Here is a 14933-nt window from a genome sequence, read left to right on the forward strand (position 1 = left end):
TAATTAACATAAAACGTACAAAAGCACTCATTTGCCATCATTGAAATGAATGCTTTTAAAATATAAATGGCTCGTGACTTACTATAAAATCCCGCAGCCGGTAGAATTTAACCCCACCAAAATTTCCAAACTGGTGGGGTTAATATTAAGTATTAATAATTATTTGAAATATGCCTGTAAGCCTTGTACAATACCACTTGTTACATTCTCTTGGTATTCATTTGTCGTAACATATGCTCTTTCACCCGGATTACTTAAAAAACCTAATTCTAGTAATACCGCTGGGCGATTGTTTTCACGAACTACAAAAAAGTCTGCAGGCACTGTTCCACGATTTTTTAAATCAATATGACTTGCTAATGATTTATTCATTTGTTGTGCCAGCTTTTGTTGATGTGATTGATTATAGTAAACGGTAAATCCACTTACATTTTTGTCTAGTGATGCATCATAATGAATACTGACAAATGCATCTGCAACTTTATTAGATAAATCCACTCGGACATCTAGCCCTACATGTGTATCCTTTGTACGTGTTAACACAACATCCGCACCTGCTGCCTGTAACTTTCCTTCTAATAATTTAGCAGTTTGTAAGTTTAGTTGTTTCTCAAAAATTCCTGTTCCTAAACCTGTACCTGGGTCATGTCCACCATGCCCTGGATCAACTACAATTGTTTTTCCATTTAAGCTAGATCCTTGTTCTTTTGCTGGTTCAGCTTTTTGAGCTGGTTTGTCCGTCTTACTTGAAGAAACAACCCAACTAGCTACATAAGCTTCGTCACCACTTACAAGATTGATTTTATACCAATCTTTCTCTTTACCTACAATTGGATAGCGCTCTCCTTTAGAACCTTTAGCCATTACTTCTCCTGACATATTCGGCTTTGAACGCAGGTTTGTTCCTTCTGTTACAATATAAGCAAAATTACCAACTTCCTCATCTTGCTTGGCTGCTGGCGCTGGTGTACTGTCATTAGCGCTTTTTTCTGTTGTACTTAAGTATCGTCCATTTACCCATCCTTCTTGGTTTTGGTAGACAATTTTTTTCCAACCATACTCATCTCCAGCAATTGTTACTTGGTCACCTTTATGTAAAGTACCAACAACATCTCCAGACAAGGCTGCTTCACTACGGACAAATAAACTATCTGCCGTCACTGTACCCTGCTGTTGTTGTACAGATGTTTCTTGCTTCTGACCATTATCAGTAACAACAAGATATCCTGCAATCCATCCATTCTTCCCATTAGAAAGTTGAATTTTATACCAACCAAACTGTTCATCTTGAACTGAAAAATTATCATTTCGAGTAGCTTGAGCAATGATTGTTCCTGTGTTTGATGGTTCCTCGCGAATATTTGCATTATCTACAGCAACACGCACTGTTTTCCCGGAGGCCTTTGAAGTAGGCGCTTCCACAAACGTAAATAAAAGAAAAACTGCCGCAAAACCGATAAGCAATTTTTTCATTGTAACCACCTCCCCTTCTGAAAGCTTACTTTCTACTTTACCATTTTCTAACATTTCATTCCGCTATTTTTATCTCGTTTTTTGAAAATTAATAAAAAGTACCTAAATTTTCTAGCGTTTTTCTTCATTATAGAAAGGCTGTACTATAGGCCTGGAACATATGTTTGTTATAGTTTATTTTATATTTAACAGAAATATAAAATCAGACTAATAAGTCATGGTCGAATCCCAAGGCATCGTAGACAATAAAGAAAGAGGGGAATGACTGTGGAAAAAGAAATAGCTTTATCTATACAACTATCACTTGGACAAATTATCCGTAAACACAGAAAAGAATTAAATTGGTCCCAAGAGCGGCTTGCCGAAGAGGTCGATTTGAGCCCCAGGCAGATTAGTAGGATTGAGAATGGTGAACAGCTTCCTTCTGTTCTTTCTCTTTATCGTTTGAGGCAAGAATTACTTATCCCACAAGACCCGCTCATTGAACAGATTATTCAAGCATCTAATCTTCAGGATGTTTGACAAATACCCTTCTCCCCTTCCAGCTCCCTTATTGATATTTCTCACAATCTTATTTTCCAAATCAAATTCTTATCCTAACAAAGAGGTGAAAATATCATTGTCAGAAACAAATAAACCAGATAACGTACTTCCATTTACTTTTGAAGACATTGTTAAGCAAAATGAAAATCGTATTTATTATCAAATGATGAAGTTAGGAATTCATGATCCACATCGTGAGTTTTACTCCGAAGGGCTACTTGCCATGTGGCATGCTTATCAAAAATATGAACCCAATAAAGGTCCTCTTGCTACATACTTCAACTTTATGATTCGTAATCGCCTCATCGATAAAATCCGCAAAGAAACACGAACCTCAGAGGTTAATCAACAATTTATCCAAGCAAAAAAAATAATGTTGGAAGATGGCAATCGGCATGGACTAACAAAGATGCCACTTATTGCCCCGAAAGAGCTAGAAGTAACAGATATCTATTATTGGCAGGAAATCAGATCTCACTTAACAGATAAACAATGGCTCTGGGTACAAGCATATGTTATTGAAGGAATGACAATAAAAGAAATTGCTGAACGTGAAGGAATGTCAATGGAAGCTGTGAAAAGCTGGGGAAAAGAAGCTAGAAAGAAATTAAGGGAAAGATTAGTACAGATGTAAACTATTTACCCACAGTCTAAAACCTCTTATGCCTGCGTGATGTTTATGTACGCAGGTATTTTTTTATGTTATATTATGTTCAGTTTAGGTATAATGCCTGTTGATGGTTTTATGAAAAATTATCTTTATTCGCTTAAAGGAGTATGTATTTCAATGAAAAAAATTACAATTTTAAATATTCCTTTCGTTGACATAAATCAAAAGGAGTTTGTCTCTCATTTAGATCAGCATGTAGAAGCACAGGAAAAAGCATTTATTGTGACTGCAAATCCAGAGGTTGTTATGAAAGCAAAAAAAGATACTGACTTCATGCATATTTTACAGCAAGCGACATATATTACTGCTGACGGGATCGGTATAGTAAAAGCTTCGGAAATGTTAGGTACGCCGCTCCCAGGTCGAGTAACTGGATATGATACAGCTATCGCATTACTACAGATTGCTAACCAAAAGCATTATAAAATATATTTGCTTGGAGCTGCAGAAGAAACACTGAATAAAACTGTACATAATATTCAAGTGCAATATCCAAACATCGAAATAACAGGTTATCATCATGGTTTCTTTGATTGGGATCATAATGGTATTGCCGAAGATATTGCTGAACAACAGCCTGATATTATTTTTGTTGCGCTTGGTGTTCCTAGACAAGAAAGATGGATCGCAGAGAACTTTGCAGCAATGAGAAAAGGTGTGTTTATTGGTGTTGGTGGAACATTTGATGTGATTGCAGGAACGGTAAAGCGTGCACCAAATATTTGGATTAAATTAAATATCGAATGGCTATATCGTTTATTAAGCCAGCCAAGCCGTTTAATTCGAATGCTTGATTTGCCAAAATTTGTATGGCGCGTATTTCGCGAAAAAAGAAAACGACGTAAATCCTAGTGACGTGAAGGAGAGTTGCAACAATGAAGCAATCAACATTGGCAAAAGGTACAATTCTTCTAACCGTCACTACTTTATTTTCTAAATTCATCGGTAGTCTCTTCCGTATCCCTTTACAGAACATTGCTGGAGATGAAGTATTTGGTATTTTCAGTATGGTTTATCCGATTTATATGGTTGCACTTATCCTATCAGTTGCTGGAATTCCTCTTGCTATTTCTAAATTAATTGCCGAGGCAAACGATAGAAATGATTTAATCGCTATTCACAAAATACATACTACGGGAAAGCGCTTAGCTATCCTCTTTGGTTTCCTCAGTTTCATTATTATTCTGTTCTTTTCTGACGTCCTTGCAGCACTACTAGGTGGATCACAAACAAAGCTTGCCTTACTTGTTGTTTCAAGCACCTTACTTATTGCCCCTTATATGGCAGTTTATCGTGGATATTTTCAAGGCTTCGGTAATATGCAGCCTACATCTATCTCACAAGTGATCGAACAACTTATTCGTGTAAATCTAATGATTCTTCTAGCATTTTTCTTAGTTTCTAAAGGATATTCAGATGAAAAAATTGCTGGTTGGATGATGCTAGGCTCCTTCTTTGGTGCTGCTTGCTCACTCTTATACTTAATCAAAGTCTTCTATCGAAATAAACCCATCAAGCCTTCCAAATCTCATTATTCTCTTTCTGTTTGGTGGGTTTCGTCCATCAAGATATTAAAATTATCTATTCCTATTGCCTTTGGAGCTATTACGATGGCTCTTCTTCATTTTGTCGATGCATTAACCATTCCTAGTGGTTTGAGAACGATCGGATTCAGTCCATCGGAAATAAATTATTCCTTTGGTCTTTATAGTCGAGGAACCGCATTAATTCAGATTACTACAGTACTTGCCAGTGCCATGATATTACCATTAATTCCAGAGCTCACCAAAAAAAGGTTAACTCAAAGCAGACAAAATATCACACAAACAATTACACAACCTCAGCTGTTTATTCGACTTACGGCATGGCCTGCAGCCTTTATGATTACCGTTTTAGCATTACCCATTAACCTTTCCCTGTTTACTGATATCAATGGTAGCTTCATGCTAGCAACCATTGGCTTTAGTTCTGTGTTTACTTCTTTTGCCATTTTAGGAACAGGAATTTTACAAGGTATAAATTTAGCTAAAGAAGCTGCATGGATTATTATGATTAGTGTTTTCCTGAAAGCTGCATTGAATCTATATTTCATCCAAAATTTTGGTGTCGAGGGTGCTGCAGTTGCTACACTTCTAATCTATATGCTTATCGTTGCAATGAACACTTATATCCTTTTTCAAAATAAAATAGGCATCATCCATTTCAAACAACATCTTTTAATCATATTTTCTGCATTTATAGTAGCGATGATTATCTATTTACCAACATTAGCACTCCCTATCGACAAACTATCCAGATTCTCTGCATTTTTTTATGTCTGTTTGGCCATAATTATAGGAAGTATCCTTTATACTTTTTTACTTTTCCTATTTAAAATTATTAATTTTAAAACCATTTCATCCCTACTTTACAAGACAAGGAGAAAATCATGAAACTTCAGCATTGGTTATGGATTCTTATCCTTATCTGCCTATTGGTTTCTTCACCAAATATTATGTTGCGATTGCAGAATGAAGCAACTTATCATACTTATAACATGACAGTGCCTTATGAAGAAATACTACGTACAGCAGAGGAACAAAATATTTCTATTACTCATGCTCTAGAGAGCTTTCAGCATGCTGGGGTTAACGCAATTAGTTTCGCACCCTTATCATTAGAAAATCTCCAGAATCAAGGGAGAATAATGGTTTATGAGCAAAAGGAATTCGAAAAAATACTCCAGCTATCCAATCATTCTCTCTACCCAGCAGAACAAGCGGGAATTTATATTACAGAACCAGAAAGCTTAGAGGATCTAGCAAAAATTAAAGAGCAATTTAAAACAATTCCCTTGTCCTACAATGGGAAAGACTTTTATTTCATACCAAATCCGCAGAAAAATATCGTTAATATCCCTATTGGATATGATGACGAAGCAATTAACTTAATCAAACAGCTTGGTTTTTATACTGTTTTACAATTAAAAAATCAAGAATTACCAGAGCAAAATCAATTCCAATTACAACAGGCTATCTCGCACCAGCCAGATGCTATAAGCTTTACTGGAAATGAAGTAATTGGTTATCCAGAAAATATAGATGTGAAAAAATTTGCTAACCAAATTGCGGAAGCAGAAATCACCGGATATTTTCAAGAAATGAATCCAACAGCTGGAATACAAAGCTTTGCTCAATCAGTCAATTTTCAGCTTATTCGTATGCACCAAATTGATTTGAATGAAGTTCCACTAGAAACTGCGATAAACCGTGCTGTTCGCGGAATAAAAGAGCGTCATATTCAAAGCATTTTCTTACATATCCCAACAGATGATTTCAATCATCCAGCAGAAACAATAAACCAGCTTCAAATGGGACTAAAAGAGAAATTACCCGCTTATTTCATGCTTGGCTTCCCAGCACCTTTATCATCTACTGACGCTCCTGTATGGAGTAAAGCATTAGCTTGGATTTCAGGTATTATCTTTTTATTTCTAGCTGCCAGTACTTTTAGATATTCGCCATTGCAATGGTTACTAGGATTTGCAGGTGCTTTACTTACCTTATTGTTTTTTCTATTTCAAAAAATTATTTTCTTACAAGCTTTTATATTATTGATTGCCATGATCACACCCTTGTTCGCTATCTTATCTCAAACTTTTAGGACAACTAGTAATATCACTGTTACCTATTTGCGCACACTTCTTATCAGCTTGGTCGGGATACTTATTTTAATAAGCGTTAGTAATGAAGGAAGCTTAATAACTGGAGTAGAGGTTTTCCGCGGAGTAAAACTTATGCATATCATTCCACTGCTAGTTATGGCTATCTATATTATTCTTCCTTATTTAAATCGTACTACTTTGAAAAAATCAATTACATTAGGTCATGCCCTTTTCTGTCTTCTAGGCGTAATGTTTATTGGAATTCTAGGATATCTATACATTAGTCGTACTGGAAATTATGGAATAGCAAATGAATGGGAATTAACTATTAGGCAAGTACTGGAGGATTTATTATATGTAAGGCCAAGAACAAAGGAGTTTCTAATTGGTTTTCCACTCTTCCTTTTAGCTATTTATCTTATGAAAAGAAACATCAAACATTGGGGGAGATTATTGTTAATTCCAAGTACGATCGGTTTCTTATCGATTATAAATACATTTATGCATTTTCATACTCCCTTAGCTATCTCAGCCTTACGCACCCTTTACAGTATCGTATTAGGCTATCTTTTAGGAATGTTAATGATCTTTTGCTTTAAAATCATTCATCGTTTGTATAAACGGAGGTTTTGCTAATGCATGTAGTCATTTCTGGTTATTATGGTTTTGGTAATACTGGGGATGAAGCCATTCTACTCTCTATTATCCAAGCCCTAAAAAAAGTAATGCCTAGCATTCAAATAACAGCACTATCTCATACCCCTGAACAAACAGCTACCTCGTTTCAGGTTCAGTCTGTAAATCGCTGGAATTTTAGAGATATTAAACGAGTGATTAAAGCTTCAGATGGGCTTATTAGTGGGGGCGGTAGCTTGTTGCAGGATTCTACTAGCATAAAGACAGTTCCTTATTACATTGGTCTTATTCATATTGCTCGTTGGTATAAAAAACCTACTTTTGTTTATGCCCAGGGAATTGGGCCCTTCCGTTATAAGATAAGTAAATGGCTTGTTCAAAAGACCCTGCGACATGTAAATTACATTACTATTCGTGATCAAAATTCTCAGCAGCTATTACAGCAATTAAGTATACAACAACCTATGCAGCTTGTTCCTGACCCAGTCCTTGGTTTAGTTACAACCGCAACAAATCCTACTATAAAGAAACAACCATATATTATCGTCAGTGTTCGACCATGGAAGGATGCTAAAAGCTATTTATCCAAAATGGCTACCTATCTAGATCAAATGGTAGCAAAGGGGTTTAATATTGTTTTCTTACCCATGCATGATAAAACAGATGAAATGACTGCTAAACAAATAGCAGCATTCATGAAAGAAAAAAGCGAAATGATATCTAACCTATCCTTAGAGGAGAAAGTAGCTATTATAAAAGATGCTACACTTGTCATTGGCGTACGTTTACACGCTTTAGTTTTTGCTGCGATTACAAATGTACCTTTTATTGCTTTAAGCTATGATCCCAAGATTGAAGCATTTGCTAATCAATGTCAGATGCCTCTAATCGGACATATCAGCAATGACGATTGGCAAGCAAAGAACCTATTACAGCAAACAAATAAAATACTTGCTGAACTACATAAATACAAAGCCACATTAAAACAAAAAACAGATATCTATCAGATGCAAGCATTAGACACAGCAAAACTGGTACTACAGACTTTTAAAAGCTGAGTACCAGTTTTTAAATTCAAGCTTTCTTTATAGTTCTTGTTCAAAAAGTACGATAAAAAGGACCATCATCGGTTAAGTTCGCAACGTCACGAGAGCAACCCTAGAGGAATACAGATTAAGTACGTCACTACACGCGAGCAACATCTGCACTAGTACATCCTGTACGTCGTAGCACATCGTGTGCGTCGAAAGTTCAAGGAGAAGAGATTTTTGCGAACGGGCTTGCGCGTGTTGTGGTGACTTCTGTGTTGCCCACAGGACGTGGGCGCTCTTAACAGAAGTTCCTCTATGCCTTGAAATACGTGAGTATCGGAAAAATCTTTTCAACGACTTTCACAGGATGTGATGACTTCGACTTTCGAAGTGTCATTTTTGTTGGACTTTTTGAACATCCTCTTACACTTCTACATGTTCACTTTGTTCTTGAGCCTTAGGTATTTGCCTAAATCCAAATGCTACACGAATAATTTCACCATTATCATTACGGATGAAACGGATAATCATTTTATCTTCACGAAAGCTAAGCGCAAATTTATCATTGCCTACTGATTGAAGTTTTTCTGTGAAATCAGTTGTCTTAATTAATAATTGCCCTTCTTCCACTTCAAAATCAACTTTTGCTCCTTCACCAGATTGGAAGGTATTTTCGTATTCTTTTAATTCATCTACAGTTAATTCTATTTCTTCCATAGTCAAATGAGACTCCGTAATGGATTGATCAAGTTCATTAGCAAAAGCTCCAAACAACATTTTCGTAGATGGTACTCCGCCAAGATTAGATATGGAGACTCCCGTTAAGCCAACCTCAGGAAGAATATTCATTTGTGCTGCAACACCTTTTATCGCACCACCATGTTCAACTAATTTATGACCATAGAAGTCTGGAGTAATCATTAAACCATAGCCATAATATTGCTCCTCTCCACAAGAAATATGTGGGGTAGTCATGTGCTTAACACTTTCCTCTGTTAAGATTTGTGTATCTCCATAGCGCCCATTATTTCTGTAAATTTCTGCGTACTTTAACATATCGTTGACGGTAGATTTTAAAAAGCCAGCTGCGCGCATGGACGGAGAATCCCAAGGGTTATTGGATTCAAATACGATAGTTTTTTCATCTTCTTTTCTAGAGTCATAGAGAATGGAAACATTATCATGATCAACTAATTCATGTAGATGGAATACAGTATGCTTCATACCTAATGGTTCCAAAATATATTTCTTTATATACTCCTCATACTCTATTCCACTAACACGATTAATAATAATCCCTAGTAAAGCATAACCATCGTTGGAATAACTAAACTCTGTCCCAGGCTCTCCAATGAATTCATAATCTAACTCTCCTAGATATGTTAAGAATTCGTCATACGTATTAACCGCTTTAATTTCATTTGTTGGTTCTTCCTGTCCTTCTATCTTAGGATCATTAGCCATACTATCTTTCATCGCTGCATACAAAGTGGGCAATGGCGGAAGTCCTGGCGTATGTGTCATTAAATGATGTATCGTAACCTTCTTCGTATGTTCGTCCTCTGGTGTTTTAAACTCTGGAATATATTTTACAACTGGATCATGAACTGATAGCTTCCCTTGCTCCTGTAATTGCATGATTGCTACGCAAGTAAAAGACTTCGTTATAGAACCAATCCCATATACCGTATCTGCTGTTACTGGCAACTGTTTATCAGCATTACGGAATCCAAACCCTTTATCCCAATATGGTCCACCATTTTTAGCAAGCCCAATAGCAAATCCAGGAATCTGATATTTCGAAACTATTCTTTCACAAAAATCATTAATTTCTTTTGACATCTTTTCTTCTGACATAAACATATACCCTCTTTCTAATTTATATTTTATTCTCTCTAGTATAATCTGTATTCTGTATTTTTCCAAAATAATATTTTTTAAGAAAATTTTTTATGATAAAATTGCAAACCTTAAAAACGCGCATGTTCACTATGTTTTTTCATCACTACGTAACTAACATTAACATAAATGGTTATTCTAAATTGGTTGTTTCCTTTCGATGAATCACTAAAATAAAGATATACCTATAAGAAAGGGATGAAAATGATGAAAAAAATTACTCTATCTCGGAACCTTTCCTTTTTAAGAAAAGAAAATAATTACTCTCAAGAAGACTTAGCTGAGAAAATTGGTGTCACAAGACAATCCATTGCCAAGTGGGAAAGTGGAGAATCCTTACCAGATATTGTTAACTGTGACGCTCTTGCCACATTATTTGACGTCTCCTTGGATAACTTGATTCATTATGATCAAAAAGACAATGGCTTTCCTATTCCTCCGAAGGGCAAACATATGTTTAACACCGTTCCTCTAGAGAAGGACGGCTATGTGAAGCTACCTGAGGATGCTGTTAATTTGGTTATGATGCAGGAAGGTGATACATTTCTTGTTTTAGGTGACGAAAATCCAAAAAGTATTGGCATTGCATTAGTTCCATTAGAATTTTTTACAACGATGACACAAGGAATCCTAAATCATACAAAGGATTCAAAAAAATGACGGCATATATTCTAGAAACCAAAAACATTTCCAAAGTCTATAAAGATTTTCATGCACTGGAAAACATATCAATCTCTTTGGAAAAAGGGAAAATTTACGGTCTGATTGGTCAAAATGGAGCTGGTAAAACAACATTAATGCGAATCATTGCTGGCTTATCCTTTCCTACTTCAGGAGAAATATATTTATTTAATCAATCTGGAACAAAGGCCTTACAAGCAGGAAGAAAACAAATGGGAAGTATGATTGAAAATCCAAGTATTCTTGGTAATATGAGTGCCTTTCATAATCTTCGCGTCCATAAAACAATAAAAGGGATTAAGGAAAACAATGTAGAACAAAAAGTGCTCGATATCGTTGGGTTAAAATCTACTGGTAAGAAGAAAACAAAGAATTTTTCCTTAGGAATGCGGCAACGGTTAGGTATTGCTATTACACTATTAGGTAATCCAAGCATACTGATGCTTGATGAACCAATTAATGGTCTTGATCCCAGTGGAATCGCTGAAATTAGAAAATTATTAAAAGAATTGGCAAGAGAACATCAAATAACCATTCTTTTATCCAGCCATCATCTAGCCGAGCTTCATCAAACTGCTGATGAATTTATCATTGTAAATAAAGGAAAGATCTTAAAAAAACTTCAGCATAATCAATTAGAAGAACAAATCAATAAACATTTAATTCTCGACTGTAATGAACCAGAAAAGCTACAAAAAGTACTAAAAGAATCGCTTCATACAGAGAATTTTATTATACAGCCTGATAAAAGTATTAAACTATATGACTTTATCGATAGAAAAGAAGAATTAGCAAAAGCTTTAATAGAGCATAATATTATTATTACAACCCTAGCAACTCAGGAAGAAACATTAGAAAGCTACTACCTTCAACTGATAGGAGGTATGAACTAATGCAGCTATTAAAAGCAGATGTCTTTAAATTAAGCCGATCGATTTCACCATGGGTATTATTCACCTTAGCTATGCTCAGTGCCATTATTTTTGCCGCCTGCTCTCACTATGTGGCTACAGGTAGCCTTAATGTTGAGACTGCGTCCGGCACTTTAGCTTTATTTTCCGAAACCCAGATGATGGCATTATTAGGAAGTATCGCTGCAGGTATTTGTCTTACTACAGATTTCGAAAATAAAATTATTGAAAATGCTGTTTCTGGTGGACATAGTAGAAACGCTATTATTATTAATAAAATTCTAATCTTGTTTATTCTACTTGCTCTTTTATACTTTCCATATATAATAATCACAATTATTTTTTCCTTTACCGATACATTGTTCAGTGGTTTTATCCCGACGCCAACCTTAAATCTATTATCAGAATCTGTACAGCAAAATTTCACAGTTCGTTTGCTTGGTAAAATCTTCTTGGTGAGTGGGATGTCATTATTTATCTTTATCAGCCAGCTGATGGTTAGTATTTTTTATATGTTTTTATTTAAAAAAGCGGTTTTCGTTATTGCTGCTACATATATGACTAGCTTAATTCTTGGACCAATCTCAAGTTTAAATGACTTTGTTCATTCTGTAATGGCATACACCCCTTTTGGTATTGATTTATCACAACTAACACTTAGTATGAACAGTAAATTTATAACAGAGAGCTTGCTGATCAGCTTACTCTTTATCCTTGTTCTCTATCTAATTACTATTCTTATCTTTAGGAAAGCAGAAGTGAAATAATTTATTTATAATAAAAATAACGGCTTGAGTCTCTAATATTAGAGATTCAAGCCGTTTTCTTTACATCTTTGGTATTCGAATGTTACTAATCATGGAAACTGTTAAAATAGATATCATAATTGCAAAAAATAATACGGATAAGTGCTGATGGAAAATCACGAAAAATGTAAGAATAAATCCACAAACAGTAATAGGAATACCATAAAATGACCCATCAAATTCCTGTACATTATAACGAGCTAAGCGAATGGCACCACAAATAATATATAATACAACTAATGTTACCCCTACTCCCGTTAATTGACTTAAGCTAGTATGATAAACGAGTAATGCTGGTGCAACACCAAAAGAAACTAAATCACATAAAGAATCGAACTCTTTCCCAAACTCTGATTCTATATTGTATTTTCTTGCAACTAAACCATCAAAGCGATCTGAAACTACTGCTAGAATAATAAAGAAAATACTCATTTTATATGAACCTTCAAACATAAAAATGATCGCCATAATACCAAGTGCTAGATTTATTAAAGTAATAAAATTAGCCATTTGTGCTTTTAGTTTAGTATAATCAATACGTCTAATCAAAAACATCATCCCTACCCCCTTTTCGGGTAATAACAATCTTACCCAGTGTAAATCACATCTAGAGCCTTTACTTGATTAGTATGTAGCTTTTAGTTTACTAAAATAAATGAGTTCTGCTAGTTCCATGATAACATTTTATCAAGCGATGTTTTACCCACTATCGTTCTATCTATAAATATAAAGGTGTGAAGCTATGAATAAAAAGAAATTACTTAAATATTTTATTAATCTTACAGGTAACCGTTATAGTTCAACAGCATTGAGGAAATTTTCTCAATCTGGATTAAGTAAGCCTCTCATCCGTCCATTTGCTAGGACCTATCGGATTAATATTGATGAGATGAAGCTTCCTTTAAATGCATTCGGTTCTTTGCATGATTTCTTCACTCGAGAATTAAAGCCTGACTTGCGCCCTATTAATCAATCACCTAACATCCTCATCTCGCCAGTGGATGCAGTAGTTGAAAGTATGGGTATTGTCCGTCAGAATAACCGTTTTTCTGTAAAAGATCAACAATACACATTAGAACAAATCTTCGGTAGTACAGAGCGTGCAAAAACTTATGAATCAGGTTATTATTTTATTTTATACCTTTCTCCTCGTGACTACCACCGATTTCACTATCCAATTGACGGAAAAGTTGGAGTAAGATATGCACTTGGTGAAAAATCTTATCCTGTGAATCAAATGGGACTACAATATGGTGATACCCCATTTGCTACGAATTATCGAATTATTTCTGAATTAGAAACTGCTTACGGAAAGGTTGCCATGATAAAAGTTGGTGCATTAAATGTTAATTCTATTCAACTTAGCCATTCCGATGAGCATTTTTCAAAAGGTGAAGAACTTGGCTATTTTTCATTTGGATCGACTGTCATTTTATTTATTGAAAAAAATAACAATTTCTCTCCTTTAGTTCAAGAGAAAGAAAAGCTCCAATTAGGAAAGCCGCTCGCAGTATGGGAATAAATTCTCTGCTGCGTGTTTTTATTTTCTTACCTTACATCCGATGCTTTGATGTACGTCTATAAAAATAGTAAATGCCATAAATAATAGCTCCAAGAATGATAATAATAATCATATTTGCCATATAACGGTGGATAAAATGTGTAATCATAACAAAACTTGTACCAAGTCTATTACCTATCCACAATAATGCAATTACCCAGAACAGTGATCCAGCATATGCGTATAGCGCAAACTGTTTAAAAGGAAATCGAGTAATTCCTCCCATACAAGCCGCAACATTTCTACCGCCCGGAACAAAGTAACTGATAAAAATGGCTAAGGAACCATATTTTTGAAATAATCTTTCCATTCGTTCTATCGCACTTTTTCTAATCCAAAGCTTCGAACCATATTTACGAATAAATGGTTCTCCTAGCTTATTACCAATAAAATAACTAATCGTTACTCCACAAAGAGCTCCTAAAAGAGCAACAATAAATGTTAGAGTGAAATCCATATATCCCATTGCAGTTATATATCCTAAATATGCTAATATTAACTCATCTGGAATTGGAATTGGTAAACCAATTATTCCCAGAGAGAGTAGGGTAAAAATAGAAATATATCCAAATTGCCCTATCATTTCATACCAAATTTCCATTTCCTACCCTGCCTTTAAAATTACTATGTTAAATTCAATATTCTTTCCATTATATCATGAAACCCCAAAGGGAAGTAATATGTTTATTGATTCTTTTCTCTAGGCTCTAGCAGGGATTTTTTTCAAATCCTTTTTACCAAATTTAATTTTTAAGGTAGAATAAGGAATGAAAAGTGCCTAAAATTACTTTTTAATTTTGGTTCTTGCTAAAAACTCAATCTATTTTTTAGCGAGACTACTATATATTTTAAAAACCTTGGACATTTTGCAGCTCTTATGTCCTTAAAATCAAATGAAGGCGAGTGACATTCGTGTTAAGTGTACGTACATTAATAATTATTTTAATCGTATTAATTGCCATAGGTTTGCTAGGTTTCTTTCAAATTGGACCTTTTAATCCGGAAAACCATGAAGAGCAGACGTTAGCACTTCTTTCTTCCATTACTCAATAACAAGCTTTCTATACAAAGAAAGGAAA

General features: G+C 34.9%; 15 protein-coding genes. 11 read left to right on the forward strand and 4 right to left on the reverse strand.

Features of this window, described 5'->3' with window-relative positions; all coding sequences use genetic code 11:
* Window positions 1-159: 159 nt before the first annotated feature.
* Window positions 160-1473: an N-acetylmuramoyl-L-alanine amidase gene (locus AB4Y30_RS16625; protein ID WP_368653297.1), complete on the reverse strand. Its 1314-nt coding sequence runs from the start codon at window positions 1471-1473 to the stop codon at window positions 160-162.
* A gap of 267 nt (window positions 1474-1740) precedes the next feature.
* Here AB4Y30_RS16625 and AB4Y30_RS16630 point away from each other — a divergent pair, with 267 nt between their 5' ends.
* From AB4Y30_RS16630 to csaB, 6 genes are all read left to right on the forward strand, one after another.
* The gene (locus tag AB4Y30_RS16630) at window positions 1741-1995 is read left to right on the forward strand and encodes a multiprotein-bridging factor 1 family protein (RefSeq protein ID WP_368653298.1); all 255 of its coding nucleotides are present in this window, start codon (window positions 1741-1743) and stop codon (window positions 1993-1995) included.
* A 97-nt stretch (window positions 1996-2092) separates the two neighbouring features.
* Window positions 2093-2650 carry a sigma-70 family RNA polymerase sigma factor gene (locus AB4Y30_RS16635; protein WP_368653299.1) on the forward strand — a complete coding sequence of 186 codons (558 nt, stop codon included), beginning with the start codon at window positions 2093-2095 and terminating at the stop codon, window positions 2648-2650.
* A 153-nt stretch (window positions 2651-2803) separates the two neighbouring features.
* A complete protein-coding gene (locus AB4Y30_RS16640; RefSeq protein WP_368653300.1) occupies window positions 2804-3538 on the forward strand; it encodes a WecB/TagA/CpsF family glycosyltransferase in 735 nt (244 codons plus the stop codon).
* Window positions 3539-3561: 23 nt separating this feature from the next.
* Window positions 3562-5118 carry an oligosaccharide flippase family protein gene (locus AB4Y30_RS16645; RefSeq protein WP_368653301.1) on the forward strand — a complete coding sequence of 519 codons (1557 nt, stop codon included), beginning with the start codon at window positions 3562-3564 and terminating at the stop codon, window positions 5116-5118.
* Window positions 5115-6965, forward strand: a complete 1851-nt coding sequence (locus AB4Y30_RS16650; RefSeq protein ID WP_368653302.1) for a DUF5693 family protein — start codon at window positions 5115-5117, stop codon at window positions 6963-6965. Before AB4Y30_RS16645 ends, AB4Y30_RS16650 begins: the two co-directional genes overlap by 4 nt.
* A complete protein-coding gene (gene csaB / locus AB4Y30_RS16655) occupies window positions 6965-8023 on the forward strand; it encodes a polysaccharide pyruvyl transferase CsaB (RefSeq protein ID WP_368653303.1) in 1059 nt (352 codons plus the stop codon). Before AB4Y30_RS16650 ends, csaB begins: the two co-directional genes overlap by 1 nt.
* A gap of 396 nt (window positions 8024-8419) precedes the next feature.
* Here csaB and AB4Y30_RS16660 read toward each other — a convergent pair whose 3' ends face one another.
* Window positions 8420-9853, reverse strand: coding sequence for a serine hydrolase domain-containing protein (locus AB4Y30_RS16660; protein ID WP_368653304.1), 1434 nt, complete (start codon window positions 9851-9853; stop codon window positions 8420-8422).
* Window positions 9854-10102: 249 nt separating this feature from the next.
* Here AB4Y30_RS16660 and AB4Y30_RS16665 point away from each other — a divergent pair, with 249 nt between their 5' ends.
* From AB4Y30_RS16665 to AB4Y30_RS16675, 3 genes are read left to right on the forward strand one after another with little or no spacing between them, the layout of a single operon-like run.
* Window positions 10103-10555: a helix-turn-helix transcriptional regulator gene (locus AB4Y30_RS16665; protein WP_368653305.1), complete on the forward strand. Its 453-nt coding sequence runs from the start codon at window positions 10103-10105 to the stop codon at window positions 10553-10555.
* Entirely contained in the window at window positions 10552-11469 is a 918-nt protein-coding gene (locus AB4Y30_RS16670) for an ATP-binding cassette domain-containing protein (RefSeq protein ID WP_368653306.1), read from the forward strand. The genes AB4Y30_RS16665 and AB4Y30_RS16670 overlap by 4 nt, the downstream gene beginning before the upstream one ends.
* Window positions 11469-12254 carry a hypothetical protein gene (locus tag AB4Y30_RS16675; RefSeq protein WP_368653307.1) on the forward strand — a complete coding sequence of 262 codons (786 nt, stop codon included), beginning with the start codon at window positions 11469-11471 and terminating at the stop codon, window positions 12252-12254. Before AB4Y30_RS16670 ends, AB4Y30_RS16675 begins: the two co-directional genes overlap by 1 nt.
* Window positions 12255-12314: 60 nt before the next feature.
* Here the strand turns inward: AB4Y30_RS16675 and pssA are convergent, their stop codons facing one another.
* On the reverse strand, window positions 12315-12848 hold the full coding sequence (gene pssA, locus AB4Y30_RS16680; protein ID WP_368653308.1) for a CDP-diacylglycerol--serine O-phosphatidyltransferase: 534 nt from the start codon (window positions 12846-12848) through the stop codon (window positions 12315-12317).
* 187 nt (window positions 12849-13035) lie between these two features.
* Between pssA and AB4Y30_RS16685 the strand changes: the two genes are divergently transcribed.
* Complete coding sequence (locus tag AB4Y30_RS16685; protein ID WP_368653309.1) at window positions 13036-13815, forward strand: phosphatidylserine decarboxylase; 780 nt, start codon at window positions 13036-13038, stop codon at window positions 13813-13815.
* Window positions 13816-13846: 31 nt separating this feature from the next.
* On the opposite strand, the gene AB4Y30_RS16690 is transcribed toward AB4Y30_RS16685, so the two are convergent.
* Entirely contained in the window at window positions 13847-14455 is a 609-nt protein-coding gene (locus AB4Y30_RS16690; RefSeq protein WP_368653310.1) for a DedA family protein, read from the reverse strand.
* A gap of 311 nt (window positions 14456-14766) precedes the next feature.
* Between AB4Y30_RS16690 and AB4Y30_RS16695 the strand changes: the two genes are divergently transcribed.
* A complete protein-coding gene (locus AB4Y30_RS16695) occupies window positions 14767-14907 on the forward strand; it encodes a hypothetical protein (protein WP_368653311.1) in 141 nt (46 codons plus the stop codon).
* Window positions 14908-14933: the final 26 nt, after the last annotated feature.

This window comes from Ornithinibacillus sp. 4-3 (assembly GCF_040958695.1).
Lineage (GTDB): Bacteria > Bacillota > Bacilli > Bacillales > Amphibacillaceae > CALAMD01.

Excerpts from the sequence above, each read along its gene's own strand:
- AB4Y30_RS16625 (WP_368653297.1), bottom strand. The coding sequence starts at position 1,473 with ATGAAAAAATTGCTTATCGGTTTTGCGGCAGTTTTTCTTTTATTTACG.
- AB4Y30_RS16640 (WP_368653300.1), top strand. The coding sequence starts at position 2,804 with ATGAAAAAAATTACAATTTTAAATATTCCTTTCGTTGACATAAATCAA.
- AB4Y30_RS16645 (WP_368653301.1), top strand. The coding sequence starts at position 3,562 with ATGAAGCAATCAACATTGGCAAAAGGTACAATTCTTCTAACCGTCACT.
- AB4Y30_RS16650 (WP_368653302.1), top strand. The coding sequence starts at position 5,115 with ATGAAACTTCAGCATTGGTTATGGATTCTTATCCTTATCTGCCTATTG.
- csaB (WP_368653303.1), top strand. The coding sequence starts at position 6,965 with ATGCATGTAGTCATTTCTGGTTATTATGGTTTTGGTAATACTGGGGAT.
- AB4Y30_RS16660 (WP_368653304.1), bottom strand. The coding sequence starts at position 9,853 with ATGTCAGAAGAAAAGATGTCAAAAGAAATTAATGATTTTTGTGAAAGA.
- AB4Y30_RS16665 (WP_368653305.1), top strand. The coding sequence starts at position 10,103 with ATGAAAAAAATTACTCTATCTCGGAACCTTTCCTTTTTAAGAAAAGAA.
- AB4Y30_RS16670 (WP_368653306.1), top strand. The coding sequence starts at position 10,552 with ATGACGGCATATATTCTAGAAACCAAAAACATTTCCAAAGTCTATAAA.
- AB4Y30_RS16675 (WP_368653307.1), top strand. The coding sequence starts at position 11,469 with ATGCAGCTATTAAAAGCAGATGTCTTTAAATTAAGCCGATCGATTTCA.
- pssA (WP_368653308.1), bottom strand. The coding sequence starts at position 12,848 with ATGTTTTTGATTAGACGTATTGATTATACTAAACTAAAAGCACAAATG.
- AB4Y30_RS16685 (WP_368653309.1), top strand. The coding sequence starts at position 13,036 with ATGAATAAAAAGAAATTACTTAAATATTTTATTAATCTTACAGGTAAC.
- AB4Y30_RS16690 (WP_368653310.1), bottom strand. The coding sequence starts at position 14,455 with ATGGAAATTTGGTATGAAATGATAGGGCAATTTGGATATATTTCTATT.